The sequence below is a fragment of the Marinomonas sp. ef1 genome (assembly GCF_002806845.1).
GTDB classification, from domain to species: domain Bacteria; phylum Pseudomonadota; class Gammaproteobacteria; order Pseudomonadales; family Marinomonadaceae; genus Marinomonas; species Marinomonas polaris.
The window spans coordinates 64,909-80,727 of sequence record NZ_NHTT01000013.1; the positions used below are offsets into that span (position 1 = coordinate 64,909).

The window sequence follows — 15,819 nt, forward strand, 5'->3', positions numbered from 1 at the left end:
ATTTAACTTTTACGTTTTATATAGGAATCAATAAACAATGCGCTGGCTAAATCGAGACAAACCCAACACATTAGGCGCGCTAGGATGGCGGATCGTGAACGATCAAGTAACGTACCTACTATCCAGCTCAGCCGATGCGGGGTGGTCTGGTGTTGGCAACACAGGGCGGATTTGTGAGTCCGCTCTACTGGGTATCACGCCCACCTTTGGCGGTGGTGGCGACAGCAATGCCGCCATGATCAAACAAATACGCGCCTTATCTGTGAAAGACAAAGGCTTCGATTGGCTCTTTTGTGACCTGTCACGCATGCAAAAGCTCTGCTTGTTTGCGGCGGTGCTGGCAGAAGGGCGCAAGACCATAAAAGGTAAACCGCTGACCAACGCCCGAATTGCCGCCAGCTTGCCCACCTTCGCCGCTGAACTACGCCTTGGCCCCGCTCATGCCACGCCAAGTGAAAAGACCTTTGCCAACAACATAGCAGAAGGGCGCAAACTCTTCTTGCTCAAGTTACAAACCGAACTGGCCGCACGACTGACAGAGGAACAGCTAAGGGCCATTGCATGACCAAACGCACCACCAAGATAACCGATGCCACCATAAAAGCCGCCCTGAAAACAGACCAGCGCTACCTCTACGATGCGCGCCGTGTTGAATTTCACATCAACGCGGCGCGGACGGGTGGCACCTTTTACGATGTCGTCTACAAAGGCAAAAAGCGCCAGCGCACCAAGCTTGCCAAATGGCCAGCCGTGACCGCCAAAACCCTCTTTGCCGAACTCCCCGCCATACGGGCCAACGCCTTGGCCGATCGAAAAGCCGGCCTCACCGTGTCCGCCTTTCAAACAGGCGGCGAAGTCTTAAACTGGTACATGCAGCACATCGACGCCGACAAAACCTACTCGTCGGATTACGTGTCCACCTCGTGCAGCTACATAGGCAACCATCTACTCAGCCAGCTCGACCAAGTGCGACTCAACGACATCGACAAGCCCTTACTGTACAAGCAGCTCTACATGCCCATGCAAAGCGACTACGCGCTATCCACCATAAAAGGCGTGCTTGGCACCCTAAAAACCGCCTTCACCCGCGCCCATGAACTCGGCCTCATTGCCAGCAATCCCACCAAAAACATTACCCTCAGCAGCTTCACCACCTCCCAGCCCGACAGCCAACCAGGGCGACTCAAACCCCACGATTTACCCGCCTTACTCGCTGCCATTAACAAGCAAGCCAAAAAGCGCCGCGTCTTCTTCATGACCCAACTGCTCCACGCCACCCGCGAGGGCGAAACCAGCCTTGCTGAATGGAAACACTTTTCGCCCACGCAACTGGAATGGTACCTACCGCCAGAGAACACCAAAAACGGCACCGAGCACCGCTTGCCCATCACCCAACACGCCATAGACCTGATCAACAGCCTACCCAAATGTGGCACCTACATATTCAGCGTGAAAGGCATCAAACCCATTACCACACGCACCATAGAGCGTTGGTACCAAAGCCTGAGTGACGAGGTGGGCATCAAATTTACCAGCCACGACATACGCAAACTAGCCCGCGACAGCTGGCAAGACATGGGCATTGACTGGGTAATAGGGGAAATGCTACTCAACCACGAACGGGACGGACTGGACAAACGCTACATGCACACCCATTCGAGAGAACAGATGCGCAAAGCGTTGGGGGAGTGGGGGAGGGTGATTTTTAGTTAGTCTAGGTTGTTACTTGTATCGCCGTCAGGTTTAGATACTGGGGTTTTTACTCCATTCTGCTCTCTAACATAGTAATCATCATAGTTGCCTTGCTTTATTTCTTTAACAAACTCAGCACGTGTCATTTCTTTGTTTGTTTTTGTGTCTTTAAATTTAGTGTTTCTACCTGTTTTGTTTTCTTGAGTGACGATGACTTTTGGTTTTTTTGCCATGAGAAGCCTCTTTTTAATGCTTTATAGAGCTTTAAGGGTAGCCCATAAATCGAAACTAGGGGCGAATGCTACAGGATCTTGAACGAGACGGACTATCCCCATTTCAGAGGGAAGGTGAGCAAATAGTTTGAGAGGAAGTAACTTTTTCTTGACATGAAATGCATAGAAAGTTTTGATGAAACTAATTACTCTAAATGGATTTTCTAATGAAAAGCATTAATCTTATTTCACTTGTTCAATCTTATAATCAGCTCGATCCAGATGAATTGAAAATTTTTCTTAATTATTATGGTATTAATATTAAGAGAGCTGAGATTGAATGTATTGAATCTTTAATTGATTTTTTTGGTTTCGGTGTAGAACAGCTTGTTAGTGTTTTAGATAAATTTTTTGTAGGTTATATTATTCCTAATATTAGTAAAGAGTTCGATATTTTATGTTTTGGTGATAATGATGTTGTAAATATAGAATTGAAGACTAAGAGTTCAGTAGGTGATATTTTAAAACAGTTAGAAAGAAATAAATATTATTTAGATGCTACAGGATTAAACGTTCATAACTTTACTTATGAGGCTGAAACTCGAACCTTATATCATTATAAAGATAATAGGCTATCTGTTATAGATCGTGATTATTTCTTAGAGAATTTTGTGAAAATAAAAATTAATAACATCGATATTGATTCATATTTTTACCCTTCAAAATATTTGGTTTCACCATTCAATTCAACTAAAAAGTTCTTGGATGGTAATTATTTTTTGACCGATCATCAAGAATTGATCAAAAAAGAGATTATTGAAAATATAAGATCGAAAAAGAAAAGGGATAATTTTTTTACAATAAAAGCTAGTGCTGGAACGGGAAAAACTTTGCTAGCTTATGATATCGCTAAAACACTTGCTCCGGACTTTAAAGTGCTTGTTATACATGTAGCCCTTTTGAACTCTGGACATGAAGATCTAAATAAGAACGGTTGGACGATTAAAAGTATTAAGGAGTTTTCAAAGATAGAATTTGGTTTTTATGATGTTATATTCATTGATGAAGCGCAAAGGTTGAAAGTTCAACAGCTTTTGAAAATTGAAAATGAGATTTTAAATTTAAAATCATTCTGCATTTTTAGTTATGATGGTAAGCAAACTCTTACTAAGAGTGAGGCTATAATAAATATTGCAGAAAAAATTGAGATTCTGCCAAAACTAAAGGCTTTTAAATTAACTGAAAAAATTAGAACAAATAAAGAGGTGGCTGATTTTACGAAGAAGTTTTTTTATGATAGGAAAGATGTTTCATTTAAATCTAATGGGAATGTTGATTTTATGTTTTTTAATGATTTTAATGGGGCGAAACAATATTGTGATAGTGTTGCGAATGAAGGGTGGGAAGTTTTAAATTTAACTCCCAATCGATATGGGTATGCTAATCATGAAAAATGTTTTAAAAATGGTGGGACGTACTCCCATAGAGTTATAGGTCAGGAATTTGATAAAGTTTGTGTAATTGTTGATTCGTATTTTAATTATGATGAAAAAGGTAGTCTTGTTTATACAGGTGCATCATACTATGGCGCTGTTCAAATGCTTTTTCAAAATATTACTAGAGCTAGAAATAAACTGAGAATTATTATAGTAAATAATAAACCTATACTAAATCGTTGTTTGTCCATTTTATCAACAGGTCCCTAACTTGACCTCTCTCCCTTCCTGATCTACCATTAACTTGCACTGGCAAAATCCAGTGTCGGGATTGCAACCCCGTTTTCAACAGCGGCTTAAAACACGCACCGCGTGTTTTTTTGTGGCCGAAATCCGCCTGTTATGGTGGGTCTTTGTTTGGGCTAACTTCGGTTAGGCCGTTACCTGTTGGCGGTTGTTGCAACCCAGATACTTGACCCACCACCTTACTGAGATTGCAACCTTATTGAGGTGGTCAATGATGACAACAGGAGGCCAATGATGGCTCATTTAATTATCTCTTCAAAAGACATCCGCACACTCGACGGGTTGTATTCCCTTAATGATCTTCATAAAGCGGCTGGCAGTGATAAAAAGCACGCACCTTTTCGCTTCATGCGTAATGCTCAAACTCAAGAATTAATTGCAGAAATTGAGCAAGCACCAAATTTGGTGCTTGGAGTCAATACGGTTCATGGGGGAGCAAATAGGGGAACTTATGTGTGCAAAGAATTGGTCTACGCTTACGCCATGTGGATCAGCCCGAAGTTCAACCTAGAAGTCATCCGCGCCTTCGACCAAGCCCAACAGCCAGAGCCCGAACCGGTGCAACAAACCTTACCCGCCCCGATCCAAGACGACGAAAAACTCAAACTCATTAACGATGTTGCCAAATCTTTGGGCATAACAGAAAGCATCGCCGTCGTATCCGCCACCGACATCATGGCCATGATCCAAACCATCCGAAACTATCAAGAACAACTCGCCAGAATCCAAACCAACCCCGCATGGGTCGACCAAACCATCGAACGCGTCAAAAACGCCACAGGCCGACACTTCGGAGAAGGTTAGAATTTATCTATGGGAAATAAAGTAAGGTATTAAGCCTTACTTTATTTCATCTCAATGTGCTGTTAAGTTTGCTATATACCTTTAGGTACATATTTTCTAGTTGTTTGAAATGTTCATGAAAATTAAAGTTTTTATAATTACTATTTTCTGTCTCTGGTAAGACGACCACGAGCATTAAAGTGTCTTGATAGCTCTTTAATATTTCGTTTGCTAGTTTGGCTTGATTAAATTCAGTTTCTAATTTGATAGCTATTTTTTTAAGCTGGGTTTCAGATTGAAGATATTTATCAAGCCTTTCTGTAAGCTTTGGGAGTGAATTATTATATTCTTCCTGCTTTTTCATCTTGCTGTCGATATCTTGGTCTAGGTCTATTTGGAGCTTTAATTGGTGTCTCATCATACAATTAAGACAATATGATCTAAGGTCCTCAAGCGAGGTTGCGCAGTGATCAAAAAAAGCATCTAGTTTTTGATGTCTATTAGAGTCTGATTGTTGCTTCTTCCAATTATCAGCAGTCCGCCATGCTACAAACAAAAGACCCACTGTCCCGACGCCAGCTAGCATTCCACCTATATCAGCAAAGGTCACATCGCCTTCCTTCCAAAACTTAACGTAGGCCAAAGTAAAAATCGATCCTGAAAACGCACCTGTCAAAATAGCACCAACAAATTCTACTTGGTCTTTGGCCGTTTTCTTTATTGTGTTCTTGGCTGTATTGAACATGGCGTCTTCCGTGTGTAAATAGTTGATCTCGCTACTTTACCCTAACGTTCGCTATTTCTGAAATCCCACCTCATTTTTGGTCGCAAAACCGGAAACCCTACCTGTTACAAAAATTCACTTGGTCATTCCCACTGCTTAAAACTATACTGTATATCCATACAGTATTTTGGTGTTTGCTATGCGTGTGACTTATCTTGGTGTGTCTGAGTCGGCGGCGTTTATCGCGGCCAATAGTGTGCGAATCCCGCTTTATGTGGATTCGGTGTCGGCGGGGTTTCCTTCGCCCGCTCAGGACTTTGTTGAAAAATCGTTAGATTTAAATGAGTTCTGTGTGGCTCACCCGAACGCGACGTTTTACGTGCGTGCTCAGGGTGATTCGATGATTGAGGCGGGCATTCATTCCGGTGATGTGTTGGTGGTGGATCGTTCGTTAACGGCTCGTCATGGAGACATCGTCATCGCCTGCATTCATGGGGAAATGACGGTGAAGACGTTAGAGTTGAAGCCCAATGTGTTACTTCGTCCGAAGAATAAAGCCTACAAAGCGATTCATATTACCGAAGAGTCCGAATTAGAAATCTTCGGTGTGGTGACGGGTGTGGTTCGTAAGTACGAGCGCGGTTGATGAAAACGGTTTTTGCCTTGGTCGATTGCAATAACTTTTACGCCAGCTGCGAGAAGTTGTTCCGGCCCGATTTAAAACGCACGCCAGTTGCGGTGTTGTCGAATAACGATGGCTGTATTGTGGCGCGTTCTAAGGAAGTGAAGGCGCTGGGCATTAAGATGGGCGTGCCGATGTTTCAGGTTCAGGACGAGATAAGAAAGCACGGCATTGTGTGCTTTTCGTCGAATTATGCTTTGTATGCGGATATGTCGAATCGGGTAATGACCATCTTAGAAGAGGAAGCGCCACGGCTGGAAGTGTATTCCATCGATGAGGCGTTCATGGACTTAACCGGTGTTGATCACGTGACGGATTTGCTAGCGTTTGGCAAACGAGTAAAAGCCAAGGTCGATCAATGGACGGGCATTACGGTAGGCGTGGGCATCGCGCCAACCAAGACACTGGCGAAGCTAGCCAACCACGCGGCGAAGAAGTACCCCGCCACCGGTTCGGTGGTAGATTTGATGGACCCAGACAGACAAAAGCGTTTATTGGCAATTGTTGATGTAAGTGATGTGTGGGGCGTTGGCCGTCGTACCACGGCAAAGCTAAAGGCGAGGGGAATCAACACCGCATTGGATCTGGTGAATGCTGACCCTAAATCGATTCGGAGTGAGTTTTCTGTGGTGTTGGAGCGAACCATTCGAGAGTTGAATGGGGTGTCGTGTTTGGATCTGGAATTGCTCAGGCCAACAAAGCAGCAAATTATTTGCAGTCGGTCATTTGGTCATAAAGTGACAGACAAGCGAGAACTACGGGAAGCCATCGCCAAGTACACAACCAGAGCCGCCGAGAAACTACGCGGGGAAAAACGCCTTTGCCGCGTCGTAAGTGTGTTCGTTCGTACCAGTCCATTCATTCCAAACGAACCGCAGTACTCGAAAACCTTGTCTGCAGAACTCCCCAACCCAACCGACGACACGCGAGATTTATTAGAAGTGGCCGACGTGCTGTTTCGTCGCATCTATCGTGCAGGTTATCGCTACGCCAAAGGCGGTGTAATGCTCGCCGACTTCTACGAACATGGCGCCTTTCAACAAGATTTATTCCGAGCCGACAACACAAAAATCAACTCAAAAGCCCTGATGAACGTCGTGGACAAAATCAACCACAGCGGCCTCGGCAATGTCTTCTTCGCCTCGCAAGGTGTATCACCACAATGGTCAATGAAACGCGAACACCTATCGCCAGGCTACACGACCAGATGGGATGAACTGCCAAAGGTTTGGTGAGAGATTACCAAGAAACGATGTAATGTAGTCTCCAATCACTACTATTTTCTTCGTTATCTACTAGGACATGAAAACCAACATGCATAACAGTATATTTGTTATCTTTATACCTAAACCACCTCTTTGACGCACCAAAACCAAAGGCATCAATAAAGTCCTCTGCGGGGCTTAAGTATACATGCCATCCAGTAGACTGATCTGGACCTAAGCTGGGGTTATAAAGAATACCAACAATTCTTAAGTCTATATCTCCATGGTTATCCGCACTAATACCTATTCCAGAAGCTAAGCAAATCTCACCTAAAGTAAGAATACAAGTTTGGTTATCAATAATGGAATTTATCTCTTGCTGCTTTTCAAAAAGCGTTGATTGGATACTTTTAATTATTGCCTCATTACTTACCAATTTAGTATTTAATTCGGATTTCACACTTTCACTATTGGCGGGATTTTTTTCTGCGTTGTTTAAGAGTGTTGTGTATTCGTTGTATTTTTTAAGAGCATCTTCATAACTAGAGGTAGTATCTTCGTTTTTTGCTTCATTAAACGCTTTTTCCGCTTTCGTTTTTGCTTCTGAAATTTCGTCCCCTAAAACGATTGGAGAAAGTAGCACAAGAAATACACTGGCTATGAACATAAGATATTTTACTGAAAGTTTAATAATCATAATGTAATCATCCTTGCGTTGGTTGTTTTTTGAACAATACTTTAATTTGTAAAGAAAGTGCAAGCAAAAATGATCAAAATTCTCCTGTAGAATAAATCCCACTATGTTTTCATATTAGATTTGCCGCCAACATGCCGCCATTGAGTTGTTAAGGCGCTTTGCTCTAGCCCAATAAACACAAGGCTTTATATGCAAAATGTCGCTTTCATAAGAAGAGAACGACATTTTGTTTTTGCGCGCGCAAGGCTTGCAAGGTCGGGAATTAGGCGTTAAATTATCCCCACGCTGTTAGTTTTGTATCTAACGGCAACACAACTTATCAAGCCTCGCCAAGTGCGGGGCTTTGTCATTTCTGGGCCTCGCAATTTGCGGGGCTTTTTCGTTTCTGGACTGGACGCACCATATGAAATTCCTACCGGATGAGCTCCTACAAACAGCGGCATTCGTCATGGTCGGTGTGCTAGGTGGGGCTGTGAAATATCTTCGTGACTTTCAGCAAAATTCTAAAAAATTCTCATTAATTCATATGCTTATCGCGGTTTTTACTGGCGGTTTCTTGGGCATGCTGACGTTCTTTCTATGTACGTCGATGAACATGCCGCCAGCAATGACAGGCTTTATGTCAGGTGTTGCGGGGCTGATGGGCGATGAAGCGATCAAATTATTTATCAATCGATTCAAGCGAGGCTTGCAATGAGTTTAAACCTAGAACAATTGCGTGAGTATGTGGTGTTACCAACGCTTTCAAACCTTGGAATGTACAGCGAAGCCGCAGAACAACTGGTTATGGGAACAATCACGCAAGAGTCACGAGCCACGCACCTTAAGCAGCTTGGCAAAGGTCCAGCACTTGGTTTGATCCAGATGGAGCCAGCAACGCATGCGGACTTATGGCGCAACTTCATTAAGTACAAACCATCACTAAAGGATGACCTTCGTGCCTTGCTAAGTGGTGAAGCCGATAGTGTGTATGAAGTGTGTGGTGTTCCTGATGAATTAGAGCTGATGAGCAACATCAAATACGCTGTGGCCATGTGTCGTGTTCATTACTGGCGTAAGCCTCAATCATTGCCAGAGGCCAATAATATCAAGGCTTTGGGCGAATATTGGAAAGATCATTACAACACATTTCATGGCGCTGGAACGGTGCATGAGTTCGTCAATAACTTTCCGTTTGAGCTGTACGGAATCGATAAGGAGCAATACGTATGAGCACGATTTTATTAGCTATTTTGAAAACAGTATTGACTAAATTAGTCACTGAAAAGGTGTTAATTGCCGTATTTCTACATGTGGCCGAATCCCTGACAAAAAAGAGCACCAATACTCTGGATGATAAGCTTGTCGAGGAAGTAAAAAAGGCATTGACCGAATCTTGAATTTTCCCTAAATCTGGCCTGTTTTTGCTCTTTGGAAATAGCGAGTTTTTTAATGACAAAAACAGCCAGAGTGTAATTTGAGAAAAAACGCTCAAAAATGGCTGTTTTTACGTCATACCTGACTGTTTGGTTAATGTTTTGGTTTGTTTTTAAGTTACTGATTTATATAGAAAAGGTACTCTCCCTAGGGGCCTTTTTCCTGCGGGTCTAAGACTCGCGGGGTCACAGAAATTTTTCAAAATATGGCTTCTATTTCCCATTCCGCTTTGTCCTATCTATTCGTTGTTAGTGAGAATTGTTTTCAATGAGCACGATTAAAGAACTTGCTAAGTCATTAGGTGTGGTTGAGCGAACTATTCGCAATCACATAAAAGACGGCTATGCCTTGGTGTTTCTAGGGTCTGGAAAAATTAATGTTGAAGAATCTGTTCGCTCTTATGTGAAATATCAGTCTGAAAAAATCCGTCATATGAAGGCGAATAAGGGAAGGGAAACGGGGGGAAGCAGAAGAAATATAAATCCGCCTAAATCCTTCGAAGATTGGAAAACTGAGAAGGAAAAACAGGCTGCTATAAAACTTCAGTTACAGAATGGAAAAGACAAGGGTGAATTGATACCTGCCGAGGCCATGTTTGAGCTCTATAACGCCCCTTTATCTGCGGTAAAAAGCAAGCTGTTAGACCTATCAAATCAGATACAAAAACGCGTTTCTCTTAAGCCTGATGAAGTAAAGCAGGTTGATGATGTGGTGCGGGCCGCTCTTGAAAGGTTAAACGGGAAAGGTCTCGATGAATTACACCCCATTATTGAAGAAATTCTCGAACGCTATTCGAAGTTCTATCGTTCCACCGATGAAGATGCCGATCATTCAATGGGCGATGAAGAATGAAAACTCAAATGCTCAGATTTATCCGCCGAAATCGTTTCAACGTGCGTGGTTGTTGGCGTTTGAATCGCCACTGATCGAGAAAATCGTTTTATCAAAAAGTGCGCGTGTTGGTTACGCGATATTCATCAACACTGCCGTTGCATGGGTTATCACGAACGATCCTGGCAACATCATGATTGTTCAGAACACAGAAGGGGATGCGAATAAATTCTCTACTCGTGAGATAGGCAAGGTATTCACCTATAGCACGCTCGTAAAAGATCGTCTGTTTGGCAAAAACACCACCAATGAGAAGAGCTTCTTCGGTGGTGAAATATCGGTTGTATGGGCCACGTCCGCCAGTAGCTTTCGAATGGTGACGATCAAGTATCTTTTCATGGATGAGATATCTGGTTATCCAGACAACGTCGATAAAGAAGGCGATTCGATTGATCTCGGTATCACTCGAACCGAAAGTGAAGGGCAGCGCAAGATTGTTCTTGGCTCCACTCCGAAAGAAGCCGGTACTTGTAAGATCACCCGCGAGTTTTTGCAAACCGATCAGCGTTATTTGTATGTGCCTTGCCCCCATTGCGATTTCAAGCAGCGCTTGAAGTTAGAGAACTTTCGATACTCGCCTAAGCACTACAAAGACGCCCATTTCGTTTGCATTCATTGCAGCGGCAAGATTGAAGAACACCATAAGTTCAACATGGTGGAAGCGGGTGAATGGCGCGCAACGCGTGAATTTGAATGCTGTGGCGTTCATCAAACCCCAGAACGATGGGACGAAACAGGCTCCGCTTTGTGTTGTGAATGTGGCGAACCGGGCGACACCAACGAACGCGGCAAAATAGACGCTGGCTTTCATATTTGGTCGGCCTACAACGACAACCCGAACACCTCGTTGCCATCGATTGCCGCCGAATACGACAAGGCGAAAAAAGACCCACGCAAAATGCAAACCTTCATGAACACGAAGGTGGGCGTGGAGTACTCGGACGCATCACGAGCGCACAAGCTTAACAACTTTGAAGAGTTGTATAAACGGCGAGAATACTACTCGCCCATGGAATCTTTACCCGAGCAAGTGCGCTGTGTTTTGGCGACGATCGATACCCAAAAGAACCGTTTCGATTATCACTTTTGGGCGGTCGGTGAGCGTGGCGAAATGTGGGCAATTCACTATGGCAAAATCCATGGTGACCCTGAAGATGTCTCGACCCAACAAAACCTCATCCGCGAATTAGAAACCGAATTCACCTTGTCCGATGGGCGAACCATTGGCGTGTTTGCGGCGGCCATGGACTGTAACGGCCATGCATGGAAAGCCATGCTGGAATTTTGCGCGCCGTATCAAGGTTGGATCTTTGCGATTCGTGGGGAAGGGAATGCAAAAACCAAATTCAAGCCAGAATTCACACTCACCTACAAGGTTCACCCTGAAGCGCGGTGTGAGTATCGCAGCCTTAACGTTCATCAACTGAAAAACCGCGCGGCAGAGCGTTTGAATAACGAAATGCCGGGTAAGAACTACATTCACTTTCCCGTAAACGATGTGTTCGATTTGGTCTATTTCCAAATGCTCACCGCCGAGGAATTAAAGGGCAGTGGCAGCAATGTGAAGTGGGATAAAAAGCCCGATCAAAAGCGCAATGAGCCTTGGGATTTGCTCGTTTACGTGCTGTGGCTTTACGACTTCTTACGACCCGAAATACAAGACGCGTCACCCCAAGAGCCGCTTGGCTTGATTGATCCAAACGCCCACAAAATCACAGACGATATTATCGAAACTGACTACGGCGATTATTACGAAACGTCAGATTATGGAGACTACTGATGACGATCTATTCTACTGATGACAACTTAAAAATCGTCCAACAAGCCATTACCGATTTGGTGAAAGGTCAGCGCAAAGTTCGTGTCGAATACACCACGCCACAAGGTGGGCGTACGTCTATGCAATACACGGACGTGAGCTTGTCCGAGTTACGTTCGTTAGAGCGCCAAATGATCAGTGATTTGCAGGCTGTACCGCTTATGGAAAGCGTCGATGTTGAGGTGATATTTTGAGTTATTCCAGTGTTGCTAAATCGCCCTTATTCAAAGGCGCTGAGCTGCATGATAACGAGAAAAGCGAAAACGTTCTTTTAAAAGAAATCACCGCTAGCCATCACCTTATTCGCAATAATCCCTTGTTGCGAGTGGGGGCGTCTCGCTTTCGTGCAAGCTGTATCGGTGGCGGTGCAAAGCCGGTTTTCGATCCTGAATTGTTCAGTGAATCCTTCATTCAAAGTTATGAGGAATGGACGCTTTATTGTGACTTTTACGAAAACACCAATTTTGCAGGCGTACAAGCCTTAGCCGTTATCACCATGCTACTGGATGGCAGTGCGTTCATTGTGCGTCGTCGAACCTTGCACCCTATACCGCTGCAAGTACAGGTCGTTAGCCCGTTAAGTCTGGCAATTGGTTTAGAGAGAACAGGGTCAGGGAGTTACGTTCGTGGCGGCATCATGTACGCCAAAAACGGCAAAGTGAAAAAGTACGCTTTTTACAAACTGCCACGAGATCACCCAGACTTTGACGAAGACTCGGTGAATTGGATACCCGCTGAAGACGTGATCCATCTTCGTGATGTGGTGCATGTTTCCCAAAGCACGGCACAGCCTTGGATTTCTCCTGGTGCAGACTTCGCCAAGCAATACCAAGACAACCAAACTGTCGAGATTAAATCTCGGATGAAGCGCGTTGGCCAACAAGTCTTTGCCTTGAAAGAAAACGAAGTCAGTCAAACCGCAAGCGGCCCAGCCAGTCAAAGAACGCCCCAGCGCCTTGTTCACAATGCGGGTGGTGTGACCTTCTTGAATGGCGTGATAGAGATTAAAACCGCGTCACCCGCTGAGATTGCAGGCAACTATCAAGAGCATAACAACCAAGTGTTGCGAATGATTGCAGGCTTGTTGGGCATCACATACGAAATGCTAACGGGGGATTTAACGCAAGTTAACTATTCTAGTATTCGTGCGGGCATGATCAACCATCGCCGCTTAGTTGGGCAATTACGAGACATCGTTTTAGGCCCTGCGTTTAACCGGATTTTAGGCTGGTTTATTGATGCGCTCCATCTAGGTACATCCGAGAGTTTGCCCAACTACTTTGAGAACCCTTACACCTACCTTAATCCAACTTGGATCTGGCCAGAATGGGAAGAAATCGACCCACTCAAAGCCGCTAAGGCGCTGGTGTTAGAAGTTCAAAACGACATCACCTCTTTGGAAGAAGTCTCGAATAGTCGCGGTAAAACACTCGACAAACATTTAGATGGCGTACAGCGAAGCCAAGAAGCGAAACAATCAAGAGGTATAGACAATGCGGCATCTTCTGCAGTTGATGACGAACTCCCCGATGATGATGACGATTGACGCTCATCAAGCCAACTTTGAGTTACTGAAACAGTTTTACCAGAACCCTAGTTTGTTTCTAGGTGGTGATGGTGGCGGACGAGAAGACACCTTTTGTCACTTGTCTGTCTTTGGTCCCACCTCACACCGCTTTAATGGATTAGACGCGAATTGTAATCAAATCCTGTCTTATCGAGACTTGCGGCAAAGCCTTAATGTCCTTGCTCAAGATGACTCAGTGAAGAAGATCTTCGTCGAATTCGACGGCCCCGGTGGTGAAGCGTCTGGTTGTTTTGATCTGGCTAACTTGATCAAAGAAATCGGTGCGATAAAGCCGGTGATTGGCTTCATCAATGGTGGTTCTTATTCTGCCAATTATGCCTTGGCCTGCGCTTGTACTGAGCTATACGCCAGCCCACACAGTATGGCGGGTTCCATTGGTGTGATCTTTGGTCGTCGTGAAATCCATAACGACAAAGAGACCATTACCTACTTCACCACAGGCGAAGCCAAAGCCGACGGCTCACCGCATTTGGCATTGAGTGAGGCAGAGCGCGAACGCCATCAAGCTATGGTGAACCAATTAGGCGATGCCTTTTTTCAATTGGTGGCTCAAAACCGAGACGTTGACGCGGCTCACGTTCAAGCATTGCAAGCCAAGATGTTTGGCGCGAGCGATTTACTGGCCCACGGCCTAATTGATGGCATCAAAACAGAGGAAGAGATTCATACCATGATGACAGATTCAAAACACAAGCGAATAGTCGCGGAAATCAACGCTGCTCACGAAGCGGAAACCAGCGACCTTAAAGCGCAAATCGTTGCGCTACAGCAATCGTCCCTTACCCAAGCGAATAATCAAACAGAGCTGGCGCAAAAGATTAATCATCTTGCCAAAGCGGCAGGCGTACCAGAAATGGCGGGTCAGCTTATTCAAGACAACGCCAGTGAAGAAGCCGCGGCAAAAGTCTTGAAAGAAGCTGCCGCGAAAAAGGACGAAGAAATTTCATTAACCAGCGGTTTGGAGTCTCACAAAGACGAGAGCTACGACATGCTGCAACTGATTGAGGAAGCGTAATGCAAGAGATTAAAAATAAGGTCTCCGACTCGTTAATACTCCTTTGGTCCCACGAGCGTGGCGAGATGTGCATCAAACAAATTGATGCCGCTAAGGATCAGCCAGAATGGGCCATCGTCACTAAAGACGGTGAGGCGCTGGATATAGAAGCGGAAGGCTACGACGGCAGTGATGCTTACGGCATTCATGCTGGTGGCGGCAAAGTTTACTGGGCGCACTCGGTATTCAATACGCTGTATATCGCATGGCCAGACGGGGTGACAGAGCCGATTAAAGCGGCCATCACAGAACAGCTTGAAAAAGCATTTATCGTTATCAAAAAAGGGTCACAGTAATGGAAGATATATTCGAGCACGAAGCGTTCTCGCTGAGCGCGTTAACAACGGGTTTTAATGCGTCCGTTCATATTGATGCCGCAGTCTTGAGCATGTTCACGGTGGAAAATGTTGAGCACCGTAATGTAATGATTGTGAAGTCTGGGCAACAGCTTCAAGTCTTGATGCCAGGTGAAATTGGCCAAAATCCAAACATCGACGAACACGATGCCGAAAGTGCCGTACCAGTTCGTTTGATCCGTTATCCGTTTGAAACACAAATCGTTCCTAGTGACCTGTCACGCATTGGTTCATTACGTGATAAAAAGATCAAAGCCCAAGAGCTGGCGTCTTTGGTTAAAAGCCAGATGAGCAAGCATAAAGACAATCATCGCTACACCGCCGCTTATACGGCGTATTCTGCATTGAAAGGCAAAGTGAAAAACAAAAAAGGCACAGTGTTGGTCAACTTGTTTGATGTCTTGGGTGTTGATGAACGTAAGTTGGACTTGAAGCTTGGCACAGCGGGCACTGACGTACCCACTTTGTTGAAAGGGCTTCGTAAAGCCACTGTGGATAATGCCAAAAAGCATGGTCATTTAACGCTGCAAGGTGTCGAGTGTCGTATCGGTCAGGAAATGATTGAGCGCATTTTGAATCATGACAGTATCAAAAAGTTTTATAGTGAAGAAATTCACGCAAAACGCGTGGTGGCCTTTGCTGATGACCCAAGTGAAATCAACATTTGTGGTATCAAGTTTGTGTCAGACGAAGCCGACGAAGTGGCTGAGAAAGGCGCTTCTTATCCTCTGGGTGTGAAAGGCTTGTTTGGTATGTTACGTGCTCCAGCGGATGTGCTGCATGCCAGCTCAGCTAAAGCCCGTGAGTGTCATATCACCACAGAGCCAATGAAACATGACGAAGGCTTAGAAATCCGCTCCCGCGCGATTTACTTGCCGATCGCTCGTGATCCATCTTTGTTAGCCGAAATCTACAGCTCTAACTAACAGAGAGTTTTCTTTCCCAACTCCTTATCTTT

19 protein-coding genes are annotated in these 15,819 nt (G+C 44.7%); 16 read left to right on the forward strand and 3 right to left on the reverse strand.

Translation table 11 applies throughout. The features are described 5' to 3' along the window. Positions 1 to 94 precede the first annotated feature (94 nt). Together CCS02_RS17195 and CCS02_RS17200 are read left to right on the forward strand one after the other, a co-directional pair. Positions 95 to 565, forward strand: a complete 471-nt coding sequence (locus CCS02_RS17195) for a hypothetical protein (RefSeq protein ID WP_157808007.1) — start codon at positions 95 to 97, stop codon at positions 563 to 565. Then, positions 562 to 1,713: a tyrosine-type recombinase/integrase gene (locus CCS02_RS17200; protein WP_100637252.1), complete on the forward strand. Its 1,152-nt coding sequence runs from the start codon at positions 562 to 564 to the stop codon at positions 1,711 to 1,713. The genes CCS02_RS17195 and CCS02_RS17200 overlap by 4 nt, the downstream gene beginning before the upstream one ends. On the opposite strand, the gene CCS02_RS17205 is transcribed toward CCS02_RS17200, so the two are convergent. Further along, complete coding sequence (locus CCS02_RS17205; protein ID WP_100637253.1) at positions 1,710 to 1,925, reverse strand: DUF3892 domain-containing protein; 216 nt, start codon at positions 1,923 to 1,925, stop codon at positions 1,710 to 1,712. The two genes, CCS02_RS17200 and CCS02_RS17205, sit on opposite strands and share 4 nt — an antisense overlap. 206 nt (positions 1,926 to 2,131) lie before the next feature. Here CCS02_RS17205 and CCS02_RS17210 point away from each other — a divergent pair, with 206 nt between their 5' ends. After that, positions 2,132 to 3,610 (forward strand): DNA/RNA helicase domain-containing protein, encoded by a 1,479-nt coding sequence (locus CCS02_RS17210; RefSeq protein ID WP_157808008.1) that lies wholly within the window; start codon positions 2,132 to 2,134, stop codon positions 3,608 to 3,610. A gap of 267 nt (positions 3,611 to 3,877) precedes the next feature. Then, positions 3,878 to 4,450, forward strand: coding sequence for a KilA-N domain-containing protein (locus tag CCS02_RS17215; protein WP_232728902.1), 573 nt, complete (start codon positions 3,878 to 3,880; stop codon positions 4,448 to 4,450). A gap of 46 nt (positions 4,451 to 4,496) precedes the next feature. On the opposite strand, the gene CCS02_RS17220 is transcribed toward CCS02_RS17215, so the two are convergent. After that, the gene (locus CCS02_RS17220) at positions 4,497 to 5,174 is read right to left on the reverse strand and encodes a hypothetical protein (RefSeq protein WP_100637256.1); all 678 of its coding nucleotides are present in this window, start codon (positions 5,172 to 5,174) and stop codon (positions 4,497 to 4,499) included. Between the two features lie 178 nt (positions 5,175 to 5,352). On the opposite strand from CCS02_RS17220, the gene umuD reads away from it, so the two are divergent. Further along, positions 5,353 to 5,799, forward strand: coding sequence for a translesion error-prone DNA polymerase V autoproteolytic subunit (umuD, locus tag CCS02_RS17225; RefSeq protein WP_100637257.1), 447 nt, complete (start codon positions 5,353 to 5,355; stop codon positions 5,797 to 5,799). After that, on the forward strand, positions 5,799 to 7,070 hold the full coding sequence (umuC, locus tag CCS02_RS17230; protein ID WP_100637258.1) for a translesion error-prone DNA polymerase V subunit UmuC: 1,272 nt from the start codon (positions 5,799 to 5,801) through the stop codon (positions 7,068 to 7,070). The genes umuD and umuC overlap by 1 nt, the downstream gene beginning before the upstream one ends. A gap of 4 nt (positions 7,071 to 7,074) precedes the next feature. Here umuC and CCS02_RS17235 read toward each other — a convergent pair whose 3' ends face one another. Next, on the reverse strand, positions 7,075 to 7,737 hold the full coding sequence (locus CCS02_RS17235; RefSeq protein ID WP_100637259.1) for a hypothetical protein: 663 nt from the start codon (positions 7,735 to 7,737) through the stop codon (positions 7,075 to 7,077). A 403-nt stretch (positions 7,738 to 8,140) separates the two neighbouring features. Here CCS02_RS17235 and CCS02_RS17240 point away from each other — a divergent pair, with 403 nt between their 5' ends. From CCS02_RS17240 to CCS02_RS17280, 10 genes are all read left to right on the forward strand, one after another. Next, positions 8,141 to 8,434 carry a phage holin family protein gene (locus CCS02_RS17240; RefSeq protein WP_100637260.1) on the forward strand — a complete coding sequence of 98 codons (294 nt, stop codon included), beginning with the start codon at positions 8,141 to 8,143 and terminating at the stop codon, positions 8,432 to 8,434. After that, entirely contained in the window at positions 8,431 to 8,949 is a 519-nt protein-coding gene (locus CCS02_RS17245) for a hypothetical protein (protein ID WP_100637261.1), read from the forward strand. Before CCS02_RS17240 ends, CCS02_RS17245 begins: the two co-directional genes overlap by 4 nt. Continuing rightward, positions 8,946 to 9,116 (forward strand): hypothetical protein, encoded by a 171-nt coding sequence (locus CCS02_RS22295; RefSeq protein WP_198515411.1) that lies wholly within the window; start codon positions 8,946 to 8,948, stop codon positions 9,114 to 9,116. The genes CCS02_RS17245 and CCS02_RS22295 overlap by 4 nt, the downstream gene beginning before the upstream one ends. A 304-nt stretch (positions 9,117 to 9,420) precedes the next feature. Further along, complete coding sequence (locus CCS02_RS17250) at positions 9,421 to 10,005, forward strand: hypothetical protein (protein ID WP_100637262.1); 585 nt, start codon at positions 9,421 to 9,423, stop codon at positions 10,003 to 10,005. After that, positions 9,905 to 11,824 carry a terminase gpA endonuclease subunit gene (locus CCS02_RS17255; protein WP_100637263.1) on the forward strand — a complete coding sequence of 640 codons (1,920 nt, stop codon included), beginning with the start codon at positions 9,905 to 9,907 and terminating at the stop codon, positions 11,822 to 11,824. The genes CCS02_RS17250 and CCS02_RS17255 overlap by 101 nt, the downstream gene beginning before the upstream one ends. Continuing rightward, on the forward strand, positions 11,824 to 12,057 hold the full coding sequence (locus CCS02_RS17260) for a gpW family head-tail joining protein (RefSeq protein WP_100637264.1): 234 nt from the start codon (positions 11,824 to 11,826) through the stop codon (positions 12,055 to 12,057). Before CCS02_RS17255 ends, CCS02_RS17260 begins: the two co-directional genes overlap by 1 nt. Continuing rightward, the gene (locus CCS02_RS17265; protein ID WP_157808009.1) at positions 12,054 to 13,409 is read left to right on the forward strand and encodes a phage portal protein; all 1,356 of its coding nucleotides are present in this window, start codon (positions 12,054 to 12,056) and stop codon (positions 13,407 to 13,409) included. Before CCS02_RS17260 ends, CCS02_RS17265 begins: the two co-directional genes overlap by 4 nt. Then, the gene (locus CCS02_RS17270) at positions 13,357 to 14,466 is read left to right on the forward strand and encodes a S49 family peptidase (protein WP_100637266.1); all 1,110 of its coding nucleotides are present in this window, start codon (positions 13,357 to 13,359) and stop codon (positions 14,464 to 14,466) included. The genes CCS02_RS17265 and CCS02_RS17270 overlap by 53 nt, the downstream gene beginning before the upstream one ends. Before the next feature lie 65 nt (positions 14,467 to 14,531). After that, entirely contained in the window at positions 14,532 to 14,801 is a 270-nt protein-coding gene (locus CCS02_RS17275; protein WP_157808010.1) for a hypothetical protein, read from the forward strand. Continuing rightward, positions 14,801 to 15,787 (forward strand): major capsid protein, encoded by a 987-nt coding sequence (locus tag CCS02_RS17280; protein ID WP_100637268.1) that lies wholly within the window; start codon positions 14,801 to 14,803, stop codon positions 15,785 to 15,787. Before CCS02_RS17275 ends, CCS02_RS17280 begins: the two co-directional genes overlap by 1 nt. Positions 15,788 to 15,819 lie beyond the last annotated feature (32 nt).